General features: G+C 50.4%; 17 protein-coding genes and 1 pseudogene. 1 reads left to right on the top strand and 17 read right to left on the bottom strand.

The genetic code is table 11. The features are described from left to right. Positions 1-22: 22 nt before the first annotated feature. From FRZ59_RS08495 to FRZ59_RS08440, 11 genes and pseudogenes are all read right to left on the bottom strand, one after another. On the bottom strand, positions 23-628 hold the full coding sequence (locus FRZ59_RS08495; protein WP_132130010.1) for an RNA polymerase sigma-70 factor: 606 nt from the start codon (positions 626-628) through the stop codon (positions 23-25). Positions 629-640: 12 nt separating this feature from the next. Beyond that, a complete protein-coding gene (locus FRZ59_RS08490; RefSeq protein ID WP_158640569.1) occupies positions 641-1,984 on the bottom strand; it encodes a sulfatase family protein in 1,344 nt (447 codons plus the stop codon). Positions 1,985-2,044: 60 nt separating this feature from the next. Next, on the bottom strand, positions 2,045-3,544 hold the full coding sequence (locus FRZ59_RS08485; protein WP_207910324.1) for a sulfatase family protein: 1,500 nt from the start codon (positions 3,542-3,544) through the stop codon (positions 2,045-2,047). Between the two features lies 1 nt (position 3,545). Next, positions 3,546-4,760, bottom strand: coding sequence for a sialidase family protein (locus FRZ59_RS08480; RefSeq protein WP_158640568.1), 1,215 nt, complete (start codon positions 4,758-4,760; stop codon positions 3,546-3,548). A 104-nt stretch (positions 4,761-4,864) separates the two neighbouring features. Continuing rightward, positions 4,865-6,198, bottom strand: a pseudogene (locus tag FRZ59_RS08475) (FAD-dependent oxidoreductase). After that, positions 6,191-8,914 (bottom strand): sodium:solute symporter family protein, encoded by a 2,724-nt coding sequence (locus tag FRZ59_RS08465; protein ID WP_132130014.1) that lies wholly within the window; start codon positions 8,912-8,914, stop codon positions 6,191-6,193. The pseudogene FRZ59_RS08475 and the gene FRZ59_RS08465 overlap by 8 nt, the downstream one beginning before the upstream one ends. Then, on the bottom strand, positions 8,908-10,425 hold the full coding sequence (locus FRZ59_RS08460; protein WP_132130015.1) for a RagB/SusD family nutrient uptake outer membrane protein: 1,518 nt from the start codon (positions 10,423-10,425) through the stop codon (positions 8,908-8,910). Before FRZ59_RS08460 ends, FRZ59_RS08465 begins: the two co-directional genes overlap by 7 nt. Positions 10,426-10,444: 19 nt before the next feature. Then, positions 10,445-13,477 carry a SusC/RagA family TonB-linked outer membrane protein gene (locus FRZ59_RS08455; RefSeq protein ID WP_132130016.1) on the bottom strand — a complete coding sequence of 1,011 codons (3,033 nt, stop codon included), beginning with the start codon at positions 13,475-13,477 and terminating at the stop codon, positions 10,445-10,447. A gap of 15 nt (positions 13,478-13,492) precedes the next feature. Next, positions 13,493-14,641 carry a sialidase family protein gene (locus tag FRZ59_RS08450; RefSeq protein WP_207910325.1) on the bottom strand — a complete coding sequence of 383 codons (1,149 nt, stop codon included), beginning with the start codon at positions 14,639-14,641 and terminating at the stop codon, positions 13,493-13,495. Between the two features lie 143 nt (positions 14,642-14,784). Beyond that, positions 14,785-15,477 (bottom strand): FadR/GntR family transcriptional regulator, encoded by a 693-nt coding sequence (locus tag FRZ59_RS08445; RefSeq protein ID WP_132130017.1) that lies wholly within the window; start codon positions 15,475-15,477, stop codon positions 14,785-14,787. Positions 15,478-15,642: 165 nt separating this feature from the next. Next, a complete protein-coding gene (locus FRZ59_RS08440) occupies positions 15,643-16,581 on the bottom strand; it encodes a D-2-hydroxyacid dehydrogenase (protein WP_132130018.1) in 939 nt (312 codons plus the stop codon). 36 nt (positions 16,582-16,617) lie between these two features. On the opposite strand from FRZ59_RS08440, the gene FRZ59_RS08435 reads away from it, so the two are divergent. Then, entirely contained in the window at positions 16,618-17,793 is a 1,176-nt protein-coding gene (locus tag FRZ59_RS08435) for an aspartate aminotransferase family protein (RefSeq protein ID WP_132130019.1), read from the top strand. 43 nt (positions 17,794-17,836) lie between these two features. Here the strand turns inward: FRZ59_RS08435 and FRZ59_RS08430 are convergent, their stop codons facing one another. From FRZ59_RS08430 to trxA, 6 genes are all read right to left on the bottom strand, one after another. Next, the gene (locus tag FRZ59_RS08430; RefSeq protein ID WP_192901609.1) at positions 17,837-18,751 is read right to left on the bottom strand and encodes a DUF58 domain-containing protein; all 915 of its coding nucleotides are present in this window, start codon (positions 18,749-18,751) and stop codon (positions 17,837-17,839) included. Further along, positions 18,751-19,164, bottom strand: a complete 414-nt coding sequence (locus FRZ59_RS08425; protein WP_132130021.1) for a type II toxin-antitoxin system VapC family toxin — start codon at positions 19,162-19,164, stop codon at positions 18,751-18,753. The genes FRZ59_RS08430 and FRZ59_RS08425 overlap by 1 nt, the downstream gene beginning before the upstream one ends. Beyond that, positions 19,157-19,408 (bottom strand): DUF6364 family protein, encoded by a 252-nt coding sequence (locus tag FRZ59_RS08420; RefSeq protein WP_132130022.1) that lies wholly within the window; start codon positions 19,406-19,408, stop codon positions 19,157-19,159. The genes FRZ59_RS08425 and FRZ59_RS08420 overlap by 8 nt, the downstream gene beginning before the upstream one ends. A gap of 98 nt (positions 19,409-19,506) precedes the next feature. Beyond that, entirely contained in the window at positions 19,507-20,787 is a 1,281-nt protein-coding gene (gene ltrA, locus FRZ59_RS08415; RefSeq protein ID WP_225975245.1) for a group II intron reverse transcriptase/maturase, read from the bottom strand. Between the two features lie 56 nt (positions 20,788-20,843). Continuing rightward, a complete protein-coding gene (locus FRZ59_RS08410) occupies positions 20,844-21,173 on the bottom strand; it encodes a hypothetical protein (protein ID WP_132130826.1) in 330 nt (109 codons plus the stop codon). A gap of 271 nt (positions 21,174-21,444) precedes the next feature. Further along, positions 21,445-21,765, bottom strand: coding sequence for a thioredoxin (gene trxA, locus FRZ59_RS08405; RefSeq protein ID WP_132129468.1), 321 nt, complete (start codon positions 21,763-21,765; stop codon positions 21,445-21,447). Positions 21,766-21,866 lie beyond the last annotated feature (101 nt).

Genomic DNA, 21,866 nt, shown 5'->3' with positions numbered 1-21,866 from the left:
TAATGCAGCTTCAGACAGCTTTTTATGGCAGAAGAAAAAAGTAGAGAATAATCACCTCAATATCAAGGTGCTTAACGAGGTAATGGCGTATAAAACGTACAGCATCAGAGACATGATTATTCACCGTATATTTGGAAAGGTTAAGCCTGGCAGCGATTTCCTCATGCGATAAGCTGCCTTTCCTGCTCATTTCATACACCTTACGGCGCTGCGGGCTTAGCAGTGTTATCGCCTCGCTTAGTTTGAGTTCATATTCCTTTTGAATGACAGTACTGTCGGCCGAAACCGTACTCGCATATTCCATTTCGTCAGATAATAGTTCTGTCAATTTCGGGCTGCGAGCAACGGTGCGGAGAAAATCGACGGACCTCCGGTAGGCAATCCGGAATAAGAAAGCATTTAAATTTTCAACACGGGGTAGCATCTCCCTGCCCAGCCAGAGTTTGGTCATCACATCCAACACTATTTCTTCAGCTACCTGCGGGGATTTGACGATCGTTCGGATATACTGGAACATCCTTCCCTGCCAGGCATGGAACAGCTGAGCAAAGGCCCGTTCGTCTCCCCCGGAGATGCGAAGCAACAGCTTCTTTTCCTGGTATTCTTTATTTGTAACGGCGGTCTTCACATATGGTCAGGTTTACTGATAGGGATACCTTTCAAGATGGTCGCCGCCATTATTTAAGCGAGGATCACTCGTTTTTTTCATCCAGCGGTGTAATTTCCGGCGCAGCTTCCTGCGAACTGCCGTAAATTGCTTTACTCCGGCAAGATTATTCAACTGATCCGGGTCAACCCTTAAATCATAAAGCTCTTCCGCAGGCCTTTTCATAAATGCCTTCTCAAAAAACGGAGCAATCCCGGGATCATCCTTACGCTTAATGATATAGTCTTTGGTTGGTGATCTGTCTACATCTCCAAAACGTCCGGTACCGAATTCCGGGTCGCCCGCGGGCCACCGGTCCGGCCTGAAATTCCGGATATACAAAAAGTCCTTTGTTCGGATGCCGCGTGAAGGGTAGCCAACATTTCCTTTACGGACACGCGCGTGCCGTTCGCGTTCTACAAACATCTTTTCGCGTTTGACAAGCTCTTTCCCTCCTGTCATTAATGGAAGCAAGTTCGTACCAGTCATCGCGTTTGGCGCTTGCATGCCTGCGGCTGCTAAAAAGGTAGGCGCTAAATCAATGAAGCCGACAAAGCTTGTGCAAAGCTGTCCCGGTTTTATTCGGACAGGCCAGGATATTGCTAATGGCACATGTGTGCCGGCATCGTAGATATTTGCCTTTGCCCGCGGAAAAGGCATACCGTTATCGCCGGTTATTACAATCAACGTATTGTCAAGTTCACCCGCTGCTTCCAAAACCGCCAGAATTTTTCCAACATCGCGGTCAAATTGTTCTATTTCATAATAATAGTCCAGTATATCATTTCTTACCACCGCATTGTCCGGCAAAAAGGCAGGAACTTTTACATCAGCTATTGATTTTCCCGATGTAGCTCCGCTACCCTGTTCATAGGGCCGGTGTGGATCATGGCTTCCAAACCAAAAGCAAAAAGGCTGGTCTTTTGACCTGCTTTTGAAAAACGTTTCGAAATCCGGATACTTTGGGCCGGCGGGATTGTATTCGTAGCCACCCAGTTGATATTTTCCCGGGCCCCAGCCTTTCTTGCTATGCCCGGTTGCATATCCTTGCCCGGCCAGCAATTCGACATAATTCGGAAACTTCTTATTTAAGAATCCCTTTAGATGCACCCCTTGCTCCAGCTGATGAGGCCATTGGCCGGTAAGTAAAGAAGCCCGTGAAGGAGAACAGGATGGCGTTGTGAACGCGTTGGTGAACAGCATTCCCTGTTTAGCAATTTTGTCAAAATTGGGGGTCTGAACTACATGGTCTCCATAAGCTCCGGCATGAGGATACCCCCAGTCATCAGCGATAAGCACCAGCATATTGGGCGCCTGCTGACCGCGCGTTTCAGACATAAAAAACACTAAACATCCCAGGAGGAATATTGCGTTAAAAGCCGTTCGTTTCATCAATTATTATTCTTGCTTCGTGGTATTTTGCGCTACTTTCCCCGCAGGGCGCCTGTTACTTCCTGCATGACCGGTAAGATCATCCCCCAGGTCGGCGCGTGCCTGCGCGGCCAGGCCAAGCAGCTCATCCACGACTTCGGGATAGGTTCCTGACATGTCGTATCGTTCACCGGGATCCCGGCGCAGGTCGTAAAGCCTGAGTTCGGTCTTGCCCCGGGCATATTTGCCAGGCATCCCGTTCCGGCCGGGAATAACGCCTTCGTAGGAACGGTAAGAATGCGGCAGCACCAGTTTCCACTGCCCCCGCCTCACCGCCTCCAGATTGTTTTTCCCGTAGTAATAGTAAAAATGATCCCTGGGATTCGCCTCCCGGTCACCCCGGAGCAGGGGAAGTATATTTACACCGTCGATTTTATTTTCAGGCTGCTCCGCTCCGCTGATGTCAATGACGGTGGGCAGGATATCAATAGCGGATGCGAGCTTTTCGCATACAGTTGCTGCCGGGATCACATCCGGCCAGCGCATAATACAGGGAACCCGTTGCCCGCCTTCGAAACTGGTTCCCTTCCCCTCGCGGAGCCCGCCGGCGGACCCTGCATGGTCACCAAAGTTTAGCCAGGGGCCGTTATCGGAGGTGAATATGATCAATGTTTCGTTTGACAACTCCAGCTTTTCAAGCGTTTTAACGATTTCGCCCACTGACCAGTCTATCTCCATCAGCACATCGCCGTACAGTCCCTGTTCGCTTCTACCTTTGAATTTGGAAGAAACCGCCAGCGGCACATGCGGCATAGAATGCGCCAGGTAAAGGAAAAACGGATGTTCCCGGTTACGTTCAATGAAATCTACCGCCGTCTCTGTATAAAGCGTGGTCAGCTCTGCCTGGTCACTGAGTGTGGTGAGTTCCCGTATTTTTTTGTTTCCCTTAATAAGGGGAAGTTCGGGATAGTTTTTCCTCCGCTCCTGACCTTCAGGGAAAGTACGTTTTCCATCATAATAAAACGGCGTCATATCATTTGACCAGGGTAATCCAAGATATTCGTCAAATCCCTGCTGAAGCGGCAGAAAGGGCAGATGATGTCCGACGTGCCATTTTCCGACTGCGGCGGTGCGGTAGCCCCTGGATTTAAGTGCTTCGGCGATCGTGGTTTCAGCGGGATTCAGACCGATTTCCGATGTTGGCCCTAAGGCTCCGGAGATGCCCACGCGGTTGGAATAGCAGCCGGTCAGCAGCGCCGCCCTTGACGCGCTGCATACTGCCTGTGCGGCATAAAAGTGTGTGAAGCGCATTCCTTCGCCGGCCAGGCGATCCAGGTTTGGGGTATGATACTGCGTTGCGCCATAAGAAGCCAGGTCGCCGTAGCCCAGGTCGTCCATGAAGATAATTACGATATTCGGCGGCCGCAGGCTATCGGGATGCCGGGGAGTTTGCCTTGCCGAAACTATCGAAACCATCGCGGCAAGCAATAAGAGGGGAAGCAATGCGTTGATCGTTTTAATTTTCATATCATTTTCCCATACTTTCAGTCAGCCAGTCGAGTTCGAACCGCGCAAATGAAATTCCGCCCGGCAGGTCACTTCCGGGGTGGTTATTCTTTTTTTCGTATATCAGGCCAATACTCCCGTCATTGAGCTGGACAAGATCTGAATACATCGCTCCGTACCCATACACTAATTTGCTTACCGGCCAGGTTTTGCCGCCGTCAGTGCTTAAGCTAACCGTCAGCCCTGCCCGCTCCTTCTCTTTATTTGGATGTGAGTGAAGGAGCCAGTTCTCTTGTTTGCTTTTCGGGTGCGGCGGGCGGATCCTAAGGAGTCCGCAGTCAACCGAGGTATAGGGCATTACCGTATGTTCTTCATATCCCTTATACCAGCTACGACCCTGATCATCGCTTAACGCCACCCATCTCCTGCTCTTATTGTGCATTCTGGCATTCATCATCACGGTCCCGTCTTCCAGTTCCAGTATTCGTGCTTCCGTGGTTCTGTGCCCAAGGCCGGTATCCGTTCCCTTTTCCCAGGTAACTCCATGATCATCACTATAAATTGCCGAAGAGCTGTAAAGGCGGTCATCAACCGGTATCTTCTGGACAGTACCATCAGGCCTTGTCCGGCCCAGGGCTCTTCTATGCCAGAACGGGACAAGCAAACGGCCGTTTTCCAGTTGGGTACCATGCCCCGGCCCCGGCATATGAAAAGCCCGCCCCAAATAGTCAGCTGCAAAACCATCTTCATTCTTAATGGGTTGCCCGTTAATATCCAGGTGCGGTTTTCCTTTGGGATTTACGTTTAACACCGCAGTTATTTCGGTTCGTTTGCTCCAGGTTAACCCTTCGTCGTCACTGAACCGGTAAAAGACACGGGTCATGCGCTGCGCATTAACTCCCTTATGCTCCCCTTCGTTCAATACATAAAAGATAAATATTCTCCCGTTGCTACGATCTGTCAGGGCGGCAGGATTTGCCCAGGCCTCTTTTTTCCCGGGAACTCCCTGGGACTTCCAAAAACTGCCATCACCTTTTTCAATATAAATATTTGAAGACCAGGTGGCTCCGCCGTCTGTTGAACGTTTACATACAAGGTCATGCGGACCTTCATCGCTTCCGTCCAGCCTGGCTTCAGTAAATGCGAGGATGGTGCCCTTTATGCCCAGCGTAAGCCCGAGGATGCGGTGATTTTTCATGCCGCGCTCATTGCCGGTCCAAACCATCGTCTCCTGCATCGGTTTTTTTTTCTGCGGTTGCTTTAATCCTTGCGAAAAACCACTGCTATTATACGACAGGAAAAGCACTATCAAACAAAAAAATCTTACTTTCATACTGTTTATTAAACTATGGCTCCTTGTCCTTTTAACGCTGCACGCAAAGATTTTCCATCAAGTTCCGACACACTGATATTCCCGCGGGTACATAGCGCCATGGCGGTTCCTGCCGCTTGTCCCAATGCCATGCACTGGGCCTGGACCCGTATTGAAGCAAATGCTTCACGTGTGGCAGAAAGGCATCCTCCTGCTACCAGCAGATTAGCAGCGCCCTGGGGTACGAGTGAGCGGTAAGGAATCGCGTAAGGCTCCTGAAGGAAATTGACGTCCTGTTTGCTGTCAGCTGCCCGGTGAATATCCACCGGGTGCCCTCCGTATGCAACCGTGTCATCAAAGCCCCCGGACCTTATGATATCCTCAAGAGTCATCGTATAAAGTCCTTTGATTCCTCTTGTTTCGCGGATACCAACCTGTGTCGCGGTATCGATAAGGTAAGCATCCCGCATGGCGGGTACCTTTTCTGTAAAAACCCGCACGATACGCATCACATCTTCTCTCAGGGTTTGCTCGGCTGTTGATATATCATCTCCATCAGCGGCATTGCCCCGGAACCTGGTCGCATTGACGGAAAGCTGCCCTTCGCGCAGGGCGCTCCCGTGCAGGGCCCAGGGCCCTCCAAAATTCGAAAGCCTTCCCGCAGCAACTTCTTCCAACAATAAATTTTTCAGCTCCACGTTTGCATACTTCACCCCGTCCTGGGCCATCAGCAAGTTAAAAGCTGTTGTATCCACCCCGCCAAGCCGGAAATAAAGCGACATGGGTTGAAGCTCCCCGTCATTTCTATTACGCATTTCCCATGGCAGCCCGCTGCGCGAAACCAGGTCGCCTGTGCCGGTACAATCTAGGAAATATTTTGCGGCGATGGCTTGTCTTCCGGACTTGTTTTCGATCAGCACATGGCTGAGTGTTCCGGCCCGGGAGGGATCAGGAACGCATCCCACTATACGGGAATGGAGCAGGATGTCCACACCGGCTTCTTCCACCATTTTCAAGGCAATGTACTTATATATTTCAGGATCATAAGGCACGTTGCCGCTTTGGAGGTCGATTATCGCGCCGTTTAAATGAGCCATCCTGCCGATAAATTCTTCCGGAATGCCCGAAACAATGCGATCTCCCCCGAAATTAAATTTGCTGATCGGGCCTACCAGGCCCGCGGTGGCCATCCCCCCAGAAATCCATAGTGTTCCAATAACAATGTCTTCGCCCCGTTCCGGGCAGCCGCGATAGCCGCTATAAACCCGGAAGGCCCGCCGCCGCAAACAACCACATCCGCTTCCCTTACTACCTCTATCTGACGAGCGGGTTCTGCTATAAATTTCTTGTTTATCTCATTCATTACTTTTCTCAACCACTTTTTTAGCCTGAACCGGAGCCACTATACTTGCCAGGTAGCCGATAACGAAGCAGGATAACATGCCTGTGAAACTGTAGGTCATAAAATGCATGGGCGTGTGCATACTTACAAGGTATTGTATAACTGCGCTGCCGGTGAAGCCGGCGAGCGCCCCTATGTGATTTGCCCTCTTTGTGAAGATTCCCAAAAGAAATAGTCCCGCCAGGCCCCCGGTAAGTAACCCGGTCAGGCGCCTGATCATATCCCACAATGAACCCACCTCGTAAATAAACATGATAGCGGCGAGCAAGGTGCCCAGAATCCCAAACAGCGCGGAGACAACTTTTGCAATAACCAGCAGCTTCTTATGCTCCGTGGGCTTGAAACGAACGAAATCGGTAACCACCGTTGCCGACATACTATTCATTGTACTGCTGATGGTGGACATAGCCACGGCAAATATTCCGGCCACCACAATTCCCCTGATTCCGGAAGGCAATTCATTGACGATAAACCAGGGATAGATAGACTCTTGTGTCGGGAGTGCGGGATTCAATTTTTCGGGATAGGCAGCATAATAGGCAAAAAGCGCGCTTCCGATCGCGAAGAACAATACCGAAGATACCACAATCAATATTCCGTTCACCCATACCCCGCGTGAGGCACTTTTTGCGTCCTTGGTCACCAGGTACTTTTGGATGACGGTTTGATCAGCAATGTACGGCACCATGCCGCCGCCCACCCAGTATGAAATGGCAACAAATATAGTAATCTCGGCAAAGCTAAAATCCCAGTTGACAAAGTCGAACTTTCCAAAATCACTGTTTGTGGCAATAATTTCGCTCACTCCACCATCCAGTTTCATGGCAACTACGAGGATGCTCAGGGCGGCGGCCAGCAGGAAAACAACTACTTGCAGCACTTCCGTCCAGACTACCGCCTCGATGCCACCCACCGTTCCATAGATGGTTGAAAACAGGCCGATCACTATAATACAAACCATCACGTCGATGCCGGTTATCGCCGATATCGCCAGGGCAGGCAGCAGCAGCATTACCCCGAACTTCGCCACCTGGAATGCCAGGAAGCTTAAACTTCCCAATATCCGCGCTGTCGCATTGAACCGGTTTTCAAGATATTCGTAGGCAGTTGTCACCGTGATTTTAAAGTAGGCAGGAATAATGTAAAACACGACGATCGGGGCAACCACCAAGCTGCTGATGGTGGGCAAAAAATAAATCCAGCTTTCATTGAATGTTTTTGCCGGCGTGGTAAGGAAGGTGATGGCGCTCAGCAAGGTGCCAAACATGGCCATGCCGGAGGCCCATCCCGGGATGCGGCCGCCTGCTTTATAATAATCGTCTGTAGTTTTTATATTCTTCTTGTACCGGTATCCGATATACAGGACAGTTATAAAGTAAAGGAGAATCAGCAAATAATCCCAAGCGTTCAATATGGATGATTCTTTGGCGCCCAGACTGGCTTTCCATACCGCCGGCGAACGCAAGGCCGGCGCTATCTCCCCGCCGGGGATGATGATTTCTTCTTTCCACCAGAAGGCTTGCGTCGCGACCGGGGCGGCACGGGGGAAATCGCCAACTTTTATCCAGGTGTCCGTAAGGGTATGGTAAACAAGCACTTCGCTCGAAAAACCCGAATGCTTATCCGTTATTTCATTAAGCACTCCGCGCATACTATCCTGCGCGGCGCTCGTTTTCAAATTCCTGTATTGATTTTGAGCTGCCCGGAACTCCCGGTGGTCTTCACTGTCTGCCCCGCTGAACACCAATATGTGATTCAGCCCAACCGAAACGGATGAGGCGCCGCTTAAACAACGCACCGAACCGTCACCCAGGCGGACTTCCTGAAGCTGCTTCCACTCTTTGGTATGCACATCGAATACATGGGCGTCATACAATAGTTCTTCCCCTTCCGCCGCACCCTTCCTTCCGCTAAACAGGAATAAGCTATGATATTTTCCGTTGTTTTGTTCCGCAAGTACCGGCATCATCCTGCCGGGCCCGTTCCAGGAGGGCAGTTTTTCCCAGTGCCAGTCATCGCCGCTGCTTTGCTTGCCGCCCTGAAGGTTAAGCCGGTAAAAGGATTTCGTGGTATGCCCTTTGTCCTGCCCGGCTGTTCCGCCGGCAATATACACGTAGCCATCCAGTAACACCGCCCCCATGAATGCCATTGGAGCAGGCAGGTCCGGAAACGCTGTGGTTTGAACAGTCCGGCCGGATTCATCCCAGCTCAGCAAAAAAACGTCCGCGAGATTGCCGGATGCATCCATTCCGCCAATGCACAGCACACCCTCAGGCGTGCTGACTGACGCCCCGTAAGCCCTGGCGGATGGTAATTTGAAAACCGTGTCAAGCCATTGGTATTCCCCGCTGTTTTTTCGTTCCAGCACATGGATGGAACCGTTCCAAACCCGCGAAGCCCCATTCCAGGGACGGCCCTTTTCAGGAAAGAAGGTGCCGCCCGCCACCAGCATTACGTCCTTGTGTACGCCGGCAAAATGACCCGCCAATCCTTCTCCTTCACCCTCCCCCGTATTCTCACCGGCGGCTGATACGGAAGGTATAGGCGGAAGTTCACTCCATGTTACCGTTGCCGGGTGTTCCGTTACCGGACCTTGTTCCTGTGCATTTACATGATTGGAGAAAAAGGTAAGGGCAATTATGCAGGCTACAAACGGTACCGATAAAATTCTTACCATCCGGTATTTTGAGTTAATTTTTCGTTTAGGATTAATTCATCGGGAGGAATCGGAAATAACCGGTGCTTTTCCGAAACCGGGTAATCGGAATCGATCGATTTTATTGTTTCCACCAGGCGCCCGGTCCTGACCAGGTCGAACCAGCGATGCCCTTCAAATCCCAATTCCACGGCCCTTTCACGCAGTATAGTATCTCTGAATGCCGCCTTGTCCAAGCCGGAAACATCCGCCGGGAAAGCGGAAGTGGAATCCCCGTCCCTATTCCTGGTGCGTTCCCTGATTGCATTGATCATCGCGTACGCTTCTGAAGTAGGCCCATTAATTTCGTTTAAGGCCTCGGCGCGCATTAAATAAAGATCCGCCAGGCGGAGGACGATAAAATTACCGCCCCATTCAAATCCGTTGCGGGAAGTGGCTGTCCGGTCTACGTATTTCAGGCAGGGGGCGGGATAAGGATTGACAAATTGCTGCCAGGTAAGGTATTCTCCGTCAAAAGTAGTTCCTTCGGTAACAAAAGTGGATTCCCTGCGGTAATCCTGCTCCTGGTAAAGGTTAAAATATTCAACGGTGCTTACGATTGATCCCCCGTCTGAGGGGCCCTGTTCTTCAAACATCTTGATCCCCCTTGGCATGGTAAAGGCGCCGAGCGGACTGTGTTCGCCTACCGGCGCCAGGTTCCGGTCACCCTGCCATTCGAATAAAGACTCCGGATTAAACTCATTCGACGGACCAAACACTTGCTGGTAATCAGGCATCAGGTGATGTTCAGGCATCTCTATTACTTCCTTGCAGAGATCCGCGCATAACTGGTAATCATTGCTTCCGGCGGCTTCGGAAGAGGCCCTGGTTAAATAGACTTTGGCGAGCAGCCCTTTTACGGCGCCCTTAATTGCCCGGCCCTGCTGATTCGTCGCCGGGACAAGCCCGGAAGCAAATTCCAGGTCTTCGATGATCAGGTTATAAATATCCGATATTGGGCTGCGGGCCACATTTACCTCGTCGATGGCGGTCACCTCTTCGGTTACCAGGGGAAGCGCGCCCCACAGGCGGACCCCGTAGAAATAACTAAGCGCGCGTAAAAACCTGGCTTCCGCTACGTATTGCTGTTTCAGGTTTTCGTCCATGGGAACTTCGGCGGCCCTGCCTATCACCGTATTTGCCTTATTAATGGTGGCGTACATGCTGGTCCATACGCTGTTAATATCTGAATGGTCGGCGGTATACGTGTAATTGGTCAGCAATTGCTGGTTAGACAGATTGGGTGAAAGGGCTTCACCGGAAGTAAACCAGGTCAGGTAATGCAGCCGCCTTGCCAAAAACGTCTGGCTGTTATCTCCCAGGCTTTCATACACGCCTATAAGGGCGGCAAACAGATCGCGCTCATCCTGGTAGTAGTTTTCGGGGGAAAGAAAGCTTTGGGGCTTCTCTTCCAGAAAGTCTTCGCAGGAATAATTTCCGAAGCTTACCGCTGCAAGCAGGCAGCCGATAATTATTTTATTCTTTCCTTTCATGGTCTTGTAAATTAATAGATTAAAAACCAAGGTTCACACCCAGAATAATTGTCCGGGCGGTGGGATAATGTCGTCCGCCATCCGGATCATAACCGGGGAAGTCGGTAAAAGTCACCAGGTTCTGACCGGACAGGTAAATATTGGCGCTGCCTGCCCAGGGAACGATGTTTGCCGGGATATCATAGCCCAGCTGTATATTCCGGATCTTGATGTAGGAACGATCCTCGAGCATATAGCTGGAATTCGAAAGCCAGTTGCTGACACCCGCCCGTGGAATATCACTGCCGGAATTATCCGGGGTCCACCTGTTCAGTAAGGTCCTGGACTTGTTGCTGCTCCCCGTGGAAGGGTCAAAACTTGATATGCCGTTGAATGAGTCCATCCCTATTTCTCCCTGGATAAATACACTCAGCGTAAGCCCCTTATAGCTGAAATTATTGCGAAAACCGAAAATATAGTCCGGCAGGGGATTTCCCAGTATTACCCGGTCATCGGCATCCAGTTCCCCGTCTCCGTTTACGTCCCTGTATTTTGCATCGCCGGGCGCTATTCCCTCCTGGGCAGTTTGTGCGTCAATTTCAGACTGGTCATTGAAAACACCGTCATACAAATATCCCCGGATAACTCCCGGAGGGTATCCGATAAAAAGCGAGGTGGAAGCGGACTTGCCCAGGGAAGTTACTTCCGTGCGGTTCCTGGCATAATTGGCGCTCACATTCCAGCCGAATTCCCGGGTAAAAATATCGGCCTCCAGGTTTATTTCTATTCCTTTGTTTTCCAGTTCCCCTGTATTATATAAAGCGGAACTGAAACCGGAATACGCCGGCAGGTTGATAGTAAACAGAAGATCTTCCGTATTTTTTTCATAGTAATCTACTACCATCCGCAGCCTGTTCTTAAATAAGGAAAGATCCAGCCCTACATCCCATTGCATGGCCTTTTCCCACTTCAGCTCCCTGTTGGCGAGCCCTACCTGGCTCGCTCCGGATACCAGCTGATTATCGATGATATAAATGTTACTGGTGACTAACCGGGCCAGCGACTGGTAGCTGCCTATCTCCTGATTCCCGGTAAGGCCGTAACTGGCCCGGATCTTCAGATCGTCAACCATCTCCAGCGATTTCATAAAATTTTCTTCCGATAAGCGGTACCCCAGGGCAACCGACGGAAAATAACCCCATTTATTGCCGCTTCCGAACTTGGAGGAGCCGTCCGCCCGGAAGGTCGCGGTAAGCAGGAATTTACGGTTATACTGGTAATTGACCCTTCCCAGCCAGGACGCCAGCGCCCATTCGTTCACTGAAGAGGCAATTTCAGGGACTCCCGTCGAACTTCCTATGGAATTGACACCCAGGCGATCATCGGGAAAACCGGAGGGCTGCGTGGAAGCACCGGTCGTTTTTTCCGTCTGCCAGGTAAATCCTCCCATCACCTCGAGATCATGCACATTATTAATGGTTTTGGAATAGCGCAAAATATTCTCATTCAGGATATTGGTAATGCGCCGGTCGGAAACCATTCCAAGCCCTCCCAGCAGGCCCCCGATATAAGTAGTTTCCCTGGGGTAATATTCTTCATTCGACCTGTTCAGCAGGTTTACCCCCAGAAGGGTTTTAAATGACAAGCCTTCGGCTATTTCGTAATCCAGAGATAGGTTTCCAAGTAAATTATCCCCGTTAACTTTGTTCCGGATAGTAAGCAGGGAAGCCACAGGGTTTTCGGCTTTGGTCGCTCCGTACCAATCCTCTATGTACTCCCCGTTCTCATCATAAACGGCTATGGTCGGGGAGGTGGCATATACCTTATCGGCCACTGAACGTATATTATCGGAACCGGCGCTGTTGACCGGTACCGACCGGTTGATGGTCCGGTTATAGGTCAGGGATTGACTGAAGGTGAGTTTATCATTTATTTTATTGTCGACATTCACCCGGATGGCATAGCGCTCCAAACCGGAATTCAAGGCAATCCCTTGTTGGTTAAAGTAATTACCTGAAATATAATAATTCGTATTGCCCCTTCCGCTGGAAATGGATACCTGGTGATTCTGGATGGGGGCGGAATTAAAGATCTCTTCCTGCCAGTCCGTACCTTCTCCGATGGCGGCCGGATCGGCAAAGGGCTGAGTAAGTTCGTTGGCTGCTGCCCAATCATTCAAAAACCCGGCGTGTTCACTCCCGTTCATCAGGTCCAGCTTTCTTACCAGTTTTTGCGTTCCGTAGTACCCGCTATAATTCACCTTTACCTTATCTCCCTTTCCTCTTTTAGTAGTGATAATGACTACGCCGTTGGAACCTCTCGATCCGTAAATGGCCGTCGCTGAAGCATCTTTTAAGATCTCTACCGACGCGATATCATTCGGGTTAATAGACGCCAGGGCATTGGTTGGTGTAAAAGTACCATAAGAAGTACCGCCCGGGTCTTTGCTGCTATTGTATACAGGAATCCCGTCGATGACGAATAAAGGCTCGTTTCCGGCGTTGATGGAGCTGGCGCCCCGTATCCTTATATTGACCCTGCCGCCCGGGGCGCCCGATGAATTGGATATCTGCACGCCGGCAGCCTTACCCTGCAGCAGCTGGTCTGCACTGACAAGCGGCTGGTTTTGCAGGTCTTCCGCAGAAACGGAGGAAATAGCCCCCGTCAGATCTTCACGCTGTTGCGTACCGTAACCAACTACCACGATCTCATCCAGCGCGGTAACGCTTGCCTCCAGGGATACATTTATCTCGCTGCGTTTACCAATGGCCACCTCAGCTGTCTGAAACCCCACGTAGGAAAAGACGAGTACACCTTCGCCGGAGGGTACTTTTAATGAATATCGCCCGTTCACGTCCGTACCGGCGCCTTCCGGAGACCCCTTGTAAACAATACTTACGCCGGGCAGGGTTTCGCCTGTTTCAGCTGAAGTAACGGTGCCCGATATGGTAAAACCGCCCTCCTGCCCTAGCGATGAGAATGAAATTGACAGGCAACATAATGTTAGCAGTGTTGCGATCACTAAATTCGTATACTTAAGCCGGTTTGGGGCGTACAAAATTCTTGTATTCATAACTATTGAATAGGTTTATTTTAGCTTGTCCATCTCTGTCAGCTTAAACCGGACGCTGACTACCGAGTTTTTCTCCGGGCCTGGCCGGTATTTTATGTAGGTAGTGGCAACAAAAGTGCTGTCCGGCAGCAGTTCCAAACCGGGATAACCGCAGTCAGCGCCTTTATAACTATGCAGCAGCTTTATACGGTACTGGCCTTTCCCCTGGTTAAGGATGGTTTCGTAATCGCCTACCCATGCCACGAAATGATTGCGGGTGGGACTGCCCTTTTCCGTATCGCGAAACGCAATTATCAGCCGGCCGTCATGCGCGTACTGCACCTTGTGCCGGTCTCCGTGAAGGCCTGCCGGGAGTGGTTTGGGTTCCGACCAGGTTTTCCCCTCATCATCGCTGGTAATAAACAGGGCGACCCGTTCCACATTCTCCCTGATCAGGGCAAGCAGCTGCTTTCCGTCCGGAGAACGAACGATCTCCGGCTCACAAGGTTTAAGTCCCGGCAAGTCAAGGATGGTTTCAAATGGCGTCCAGTTAAATCCCCCATCAGAGGAAATGCTCTGAACGACAATGTTGGACCTTTTTTCTTCGGTTTCGCCGGGGCGGCGGATATTGGTCATTGCCAGCAGCTGTTTCCCGCCGTTTATCGGCTCTATTGTACAAAAAGGCATTACAGAAGGCCCGAGGCCATTGCTCACCATGGGGCTCCAGGTGGCGCCCTCATCTTCGGAAAATGCCTGGTACATGCCCCCGTCAGGACCTTCCCCGGCAAAAACAAAAAGCCGGTGGTTGCCCTCCGGGTCCGGGAGACGATAAATAGTAGGGCAATTCCGGGTGGAAGCCCAGTTTTCAGGCACTTCCAGCAACGGGCTCCAGGTAAGTCCGCCATCGCTGCTGCGTTTCATGGGCCCCAGGGGGCCGCCATGATTATAACTCCACACACAGTACATGGTTTTACCGTCCGGCAGCAGTTCCGTGGTGGGATGTCCCTGATAAACATCCTCCGTTCCGCGCGCAATGATCACATGCCGGGCGGTATCTTCCGAAAGGTCTATAAGCGGAATAGAATCTACCGTGAATGAAGATGTAGTTTCCTTTTTTTCGGCCGTCCCTGTGCAGGCGCTAATTCCCATTAATAGAATGGCAGCTGGAATAATGGTTCCTTTCATTGTTTAGGTTTTGATCTATTATACTTATTTAGTTAATACCTCATGTAGTACATATCAAAACTCAGAAAAAATTTCCGGAATGTCAAATATGCATTAGAAAAAAATGAAATTAGTGTTACCGAAGGCTGCCGGTCCGCCGGCGCCTATTTCTCCAACCGGTCAAAATGCGGCAACAGATGTTCATACATTCCTTCCCGGAACTCAAGCTTGCTCCCGTTCTTCAGGATCGCCACCAGGTCCTTATGGCTTACCGCCCCGGATTTATGATTTGTTTTAGTACTCATCAGGTAACCAAAAACCGGCATTAGCAGGCTCTGAAACCTTTTAAGCGTTTTATTTCCCGTAATTTCGTATAATTTTCCGTGGAAGGCAATTTCGTTTTTTATCCGGAAGGTATGATCAGTGCTGGCTACTTCGTTTTCAACGATCTCTTCCAGTTCCCTGATGTGCTTTTCAGTTTTGCGGATATACAGTATATCGGCCAGGCCCATTTCCAATACAAGCCGCAGTTCGAATATATCCTGCAAGGTGTCCTCGTCCATTATCAGGGGGTCCATTACCCGTTCAAGTGTTCCCAGTATATCCGGATTGGCCAGGACCATTCCCCTTCTGCGCTTGGTTTCGATCATCCCCAGCATTCTTAGCCTGCTCAGGGCTTCTCTTACTACATTCCTGCTTACACCCAATGCTTCGGCAAGCTCGATTTCCCTCGGAAGGGCATCACCCGGTTTAAACGACTTCTTTTTTAAGTATTCCCGTATCCTTAGTTCTATCACGTCCGCCATACTACTTGTAGTGATACGGCCCAGGTCTTTTCTTAAATCATCTTGCGACATTCCATTTTTGCTTTAGCTGCAATATTTTGCGGCCTCCCGGGCAGTGTGCCTGTTCTTTTCGCCCCGCATTAATGCGTTTGACACGTCCCGGGCGCCGGCGTTCTAATTATCGATCAAATTTGATATATTTTTTTGTAAATATGTAGAACAAAATAAACAACGGCATTAATATCCTCTTTCAAGATCCACCAGGTTATCAGGAGTTCCGCCTTCCAATACCCGGTACAGGTTCCCGATAAAAATCCCGACTTTTTCCGATTGCTCCCGGTCAAAACCACCGCCGGTATGCTGGCTGAGAATGGTATTCGGGCAAGTCCATAAGGGGCTGTCCGGAGGCAAGGGTTCTTCTTCGCATACGTCCAGCACCGCCCCGCCGATCCGCTCTTCGAGCAAAACCTGTATGAGGGCAGCCTGATCTACAGTGCTTCCCCTGCCTATATTCACAAAAATGGCCTCTTTGTGCATGGCTTCAAGAAATGAGGCCGAAACAAATTGATAGGTTTCAGCCGTACCGGGAAGGGTATTGATCACAATGTCCGCCGAAGGTATTGCTTCGAAGAGTTCTTCCCGCGTATGAGCGATTGCCCTGGGCGACTTGCGGCTGTAATATTTCACATCGCAAAAAAAGCCTTTTAATAATTCTTCGATGCGTACAGCGATCGTCCCTGCCCCCAGCAAAAGCGTCCGTTTGCCCGACAGTAATTTCATTCCCGGGCGCATATCAATCCCGATCCATTCTTTCCTGCTTTTAAGCAAGGTCAGCTCATCTATTTTACGATAAAGCGCCAGGATTCCCCCTACCACTGTTTCCGCACATGGCGACGCGAAAAATCCATGCATATTACTAACAGGGATTTGCTTTCCAAGCTGCTGGTATTCGCTGAAGCCCGCGGAATATAGCTGAATCCACTTAATATTCCGCGCTTCTTCCCTCAACCATTCGGGCGGGGGATTCCCATATACATACGTACAGCCGGCGAATTCCGCCCGGCGTGCGGATTCGGCAATTTCATCCAGGAACAGGACCGTAGCTTCGCGGGGAAGCTTCTCCCGAAGGAATTTCTTATTTGCCTCCGTCAGAAAGGCGTGAACGAATAGTTTCATGTCTTGTAAAGATAACAAGAACTTTATCTTTGCAAGATGCAACCGCTAAGACAACGTTTCCTGCAATATAATGCCCAAACCTCAGACGCGCCGCTCCTGCTGGAGTTTGAAAGGGCCGAAGGAATCTACTTATACGATGCAGCCGGAAAAAAATATACCGATCTTATTTCCGGGATAGGTGTTGGAAATGCCGGCCATTCACACCCCAAGATTGTAGAGGCCGTGCAGCAGCAAGCCGCAAAGTTCATGCACCTGATGGTTTACGGCGAATTTGTACAAGGCCCCCAGGTACGGTTTGCAGAAAAGCTGGCCGCGCAGCTGCCGGAAACCCTTCGCACGGTGTATTTTACCAATTCCGGGGCCGAAGCCACAGAAGGCGCGATGAAACTGGCCAAACGCTTTACCGGGCGCAGGGAAATCATCGCCTGCAGAAATTCCTATCACGGCAGCACTCAGGGCGCTTTAAGTGTCATGGGTAACGAGGAATATAAATCCGCCTTCCGGCCCCTCCTGCCTGGAGTACGATTCATCGGGTTTAACCAGGAGGCGGACCTTTCCGCTGTCACCGGGGAAACGGCCTGTGTGATCGTAGAAACAATCCAGGGCGAAGCGGGTGTGCGTATTCCTCAGAGAACTTATATGCAAGCGCTTCGCCGCCGCTGCGATGAAACCGGCGCGCTGCTTATCCTGGACGAGATCCAGGCGGGCTTCGGCCGAAGCGGGACGCTTTTCGCCTTTGAACAATTCGGGGTCATCCCTGATGTTTTGCTGCTGGCCAAAGCGCTCGGGGGCGGCATGCCGCTTGGCGCTTTCATCGCATCGGCGGATATCATGCGAAGCCTTCGTCAAAACCCGGTTCTGGGCCATATCACCACTTTCGGCGGCCACCCGGTTAGCTGCGCAGCGGGCCTTGCGGCGCTGAATGTTTTGCTGGAAGAAAACCTGGTTGCCGGTGTAGCGGAAAAACACCGCTTGTTCAAAAGCCTGCTGAAGCATCCGAAAATAAAGGAGTTCCGCGGCGCCGGTCTGCTCATGGCCATAGAATTTGAAAGCTTCGATCAAAACAAAGCGATCATAGACCGCTGCATAGAAAAAGGCGTGATCACCGACTGGTTCCTGCACGACAGCTGCTCGATGCGCCTGGCCCCGCCCCTGATAATTACCGAAGAACAAATCCGGGAAGCTTGCGCCGTCATCCTGGAAAGCCTGTAAGATTATTCTGGAAAGTATTTAAAACAGGCGAGCGCCGGTGGCCCTAACCTTTCATCCGGTTTCGTTTGACCAGGTAGGCATATAAGACCGGGTAAAATCCGGCATCTATATCGGCTTCCACCAGGTCAATGCCGTACGCGCCGCAGCGTAACTTCATTTCTTTGCGGAAACGCTCCATGGCGAGCCGGTAGGTTTGTTTTACTTCGTGGGGGAAGGCCTTTACTTCATGGCCGGATTCCACGTCCACGAAAATATAAGGACGGTTTTCATAGCTGAACTCGATTTCGTGTTTGGCATCCCGGACATGGAAGAGTACCACTTCGTGCTTGTTATGCTTCAGGTGCTGCAGCGCGGCGAAAAGTTCGTCCTCCTTTTTGTAGCTATCCATCATGTCGGTAAAAATCACAACGAGCGAACGTTTATGGAGTTTTTCGGCTATCTCATGAATGGTAGCCGCGATAGCGCTCCCTTTCTTTTCCGGCTGCGCCTGCAGCAACTTATCCAGCTCAAAATACAGTAGCTTTTGATGAGAAGCGGTGGAACGGGAAGCGGTGTGCAGGGAAATGTGATCGGAAAAGAGGCTGAGGCCGAAAGCGTCCCGCTGCCGCTTTAATAACTGTGTCAGTGCAGCCGCGGAATACGCTGAAAATGCAAGCTTATTGTTTGCTGTCTCCGGAAAGTACATGGAGGCGGAGCAATCAATAATCAGCTGGCAGCGCAGATTGGTTTCCTCTTCGTACCGTTTTGAAAAAAGTTTGTCGGTGCGGCCGTAGAGTTTCCAGTCGATATTTCGCACGGATTCCCCGGTGTTGTACAGGCGGTGTTCGGCAAATTCCACCGAAAACCCATGAAAAGGGCTTTTATGCAGCCCCGTGATAAAACCTTCCACCACCTGGCGGGCGATCAGGTCAAGCGACTGGAACTTGTGGAGATCGTTTATATCATTCAGCGACTGCATCACTTTGCCAGGCTTAAAAACATATCCGGTGACATAACCGCCAGGCTGCTCGTTTTAAAATCCTTACTATTCCTGGTTATCAGTACTTTTACATCTGCGTGAATTGCAGAAAAATTCTGAATAGCATCTTCGAAATCACGAAAATCAGATTTGAGAGCAGACATTACTGCATCTTTTGGCAAATCAATGATCTTGATAAGATCCGACAGCTTCGTCAATTTTTCAACTACATTTTTATGCGTGGAAAGTTTTCTCAAAATATAATAAGCATTGGCGAATACTAAACCGGTTGTGCCCACCCAAATTACCTTTTTTTCTGACAGCGACAATATTCTTGCGGCATCCATGGAAAATGGTTTTCTGTTAAGTAGAAAATCCAGGATTACATCCGTATCAATAAAAACTTTATTCATATTTCTTTATGATCTCTTCCTGCAATATCTTTTTGTAATCAAAATCGTCAGGCGCTTTAAACGAACCCAGTAACGATTTAACCGCCGGAGTCAATTCTATTTCATCATCTCCGCTATTTTCCTCTGCGAGGATTTTAAAATAACTCTCTACCAAATCCGAAAGGCTTCTTCCTTTGGTTTGAGCATATCGTTTCGCCTTTTTTATCAAGCTTTGCTCTATAGTAAGTGTAAGCTTCGTATCCATGACACGTGTTGTTTTATACACAAAAATACGTATTTCATTTAACTCCCTGACAATTTATAATTGAGTAGGAGGCGAAATTGTTAGATTTCGCCGTCCTCTCACACCACCGGACGTACGGTTCCGTATCCGGCGGTTCCAGTACCTACTGTTTTCTTGTAAATCAAATATCTGTCCAGCAGGCTTTCTAAGCCAAGGTGTCGGAAATACTTCTTAGGAAAGGCTTGATTCATGTGGCTGGCCCCGGAATTCCACCATGGGCCGCGGTCGTTGAACGAAGACTGAACAGCTCGCTCCTCCGACAGCCCTGCGGCCATCAGACGCAGGCGTCTTGTCCACCTTCGTTTCCATTGCCGCCACTTGATCAGTCGTAACCGCCTGCGGATCCATTCATCCAGCTCCTCCGCAATCCCTTTCATGTCCGCTATACGGTAATAATTCAGCCAGCCCCTGAGATGAGGGTTGAGCTGTTCAGTGATAAACCTTCCTATGTTTCTCCCTCTACCTTGCCTGAATAGCCTCTTGAGTTCCTGCCGGAGACGTCTCAGGCTCTCGGGGGATACCCGGATCCCCACCCCGCCTTTCTTCCAGTAGAAGCTGAAGCCCAGGAATTTTCGTTTTCCCAGACGATCTGCCTTGCTCTTTTCCTTGTTCACTTTCAGCCGCATCTTCCCTTCCAAAAAGCGTGTTAATGAGGCATATACCCGTTCCCCGGATTGCCTGGTTTTCACGTACACGTTGCAGTCATCAGCATATCGGACAAACTTATGGCCCCGCTTCTCCAACTCTTTGTCCAGTTCGTCTAATACGATATTGGACAACAGCGGCGATAGCGGTGACCCTTGAGGAGTGCCTTTACTGCGTGGTTCCAGCACCCCGCCCTCCATTATACCTGCTTTCAGGCAACGGTCTATCAGGCGGTGCAGCTGCCATTCTCCCCGGGTCTTTTCCATAATCCGGCTCATCAGTCTTCGGTGGTTGACCTCGTCAAAAAAGTTTGACAAGTCCATATCCACTACGTATTTGTAGCCCTGCTCCTGATAAGTCTTTGCTTGTTCAACTGCGGATGATGCCCTGCGCCCTGCACGGAAACCGTAGCTCTGATCTGAGAACGTGGGTTCCCAGATCGGACTCAATACTTGCTGGATAGCTTGTTGGATCAGCCGGTCGGTGACCGTGGGGATACCCAGCATTCGCTGGCCTCCTCCCGGCTTCGGTATGGTTACCTTCTTTACCGGCTGGGGGCAGTAGATGCCCCCTTCCAACTCTTCTTTGATTCGTTGCCAGTGTGTTTGGAGATACGGCCGCAGCTGGCTGACTTCCATCCCGTCTATCCCCGCCGAGCCTTTGTTGCCCACTACCTTTCGGTAGGCAAGCTCCATGTTCTCCTTACTAACAATTTCCTCTATCAGATACTTCTTTACTGGGGTCGGATTTTCTACCGCGGGTATAGAAGTATCCGCACCAGGTGCTTTCCCGACCACTTCCGGTAGTCGTCCTTCACCCCTGGCCAAATGGCTTCCACCATTCGCTTCTGCTTCTTGCTTCTGTAACATGATAGCTCCTTCCCGTAATCATTGGTTCGGCCCTTCGTTCCGGATAGTAGAACTACTATGGCCTCTGCTGACTCCTGATCGCTCAGCCGGATGTCTTCATCCGGGTTGTTCCTTACAGGGATACCGCACGTCCCCTCCGCTAACTTTCCGATCAGGTCTCCCCGGGTAATGCACAGCTCCTTCACGCTTATACCTGCCGCATCTACATCCATGCCTTCCGGATAAGTACAGGACTTTAGAGATGATGGCCTCCTTGTCCGGCATGTATGCCTTATATGCGATTCCTGTTCGTCAGGCCAGCGCTTTGCCTTCGGCTTCCTTCAGATTCCACCTCGCGATGGACACCCTTGTCGCTCGGCTAACAGTTCCCCTTACCGGGCCTGTAGAGGACTTTCACCTCCGAGAGGCTGTGCCCTGCCGGGCACACGACAAAAAAATCCCCGCCTTCAGAGGCAGGGATTTCATTTTCTATGGGAAAAAACCTTAGGCCAGCTGAGCTTCCAGCTTGCCGGCAAGAATTGACTTGGGCACGGCGCCGATCTGTTTGTCCACGATTTCGCCTCCTTTGAAGAAAAGTAAAGCAGGGATATTCCGGATGCCAAATTTCATGGATATCTCGGGGTTATGGTCCACGTTCACTTTGCCAACCACTGCCTTCCCTTCATACTCTTTGGACAGCTCTTCCACAACCGGTCCTACCATGCGGCACGGTCCGCACCATTCCGCCCAAAAATCGATCAGTACAGGTTTTTCTGACTTTAAAACCAGTTCATCAAAGTTCGCGTCAGTAATCTCTAAAGCCATTTTATTTTTATTTTATTTTTTAAAAATGAGATTCACGATCCCGGTTTCCGGCAGTATCCCTGCCAGTCTCGCTAAATAACAACCATCATCAAATTTTGTTC

The sequence above is a fragment of the Anseongella ginsenosidimutans genome, assembly GCF_008033235.1.
GTDB lineage: Bacteria > Bacteroidota > Bacteroidia > Sphingobacteriales > Sphingobacteriaceae > Anseongella > Anseongella ginsenosidimutans.
This window is presented reverse-complemented; position numbering and strand designations above follow the sequence as displayed.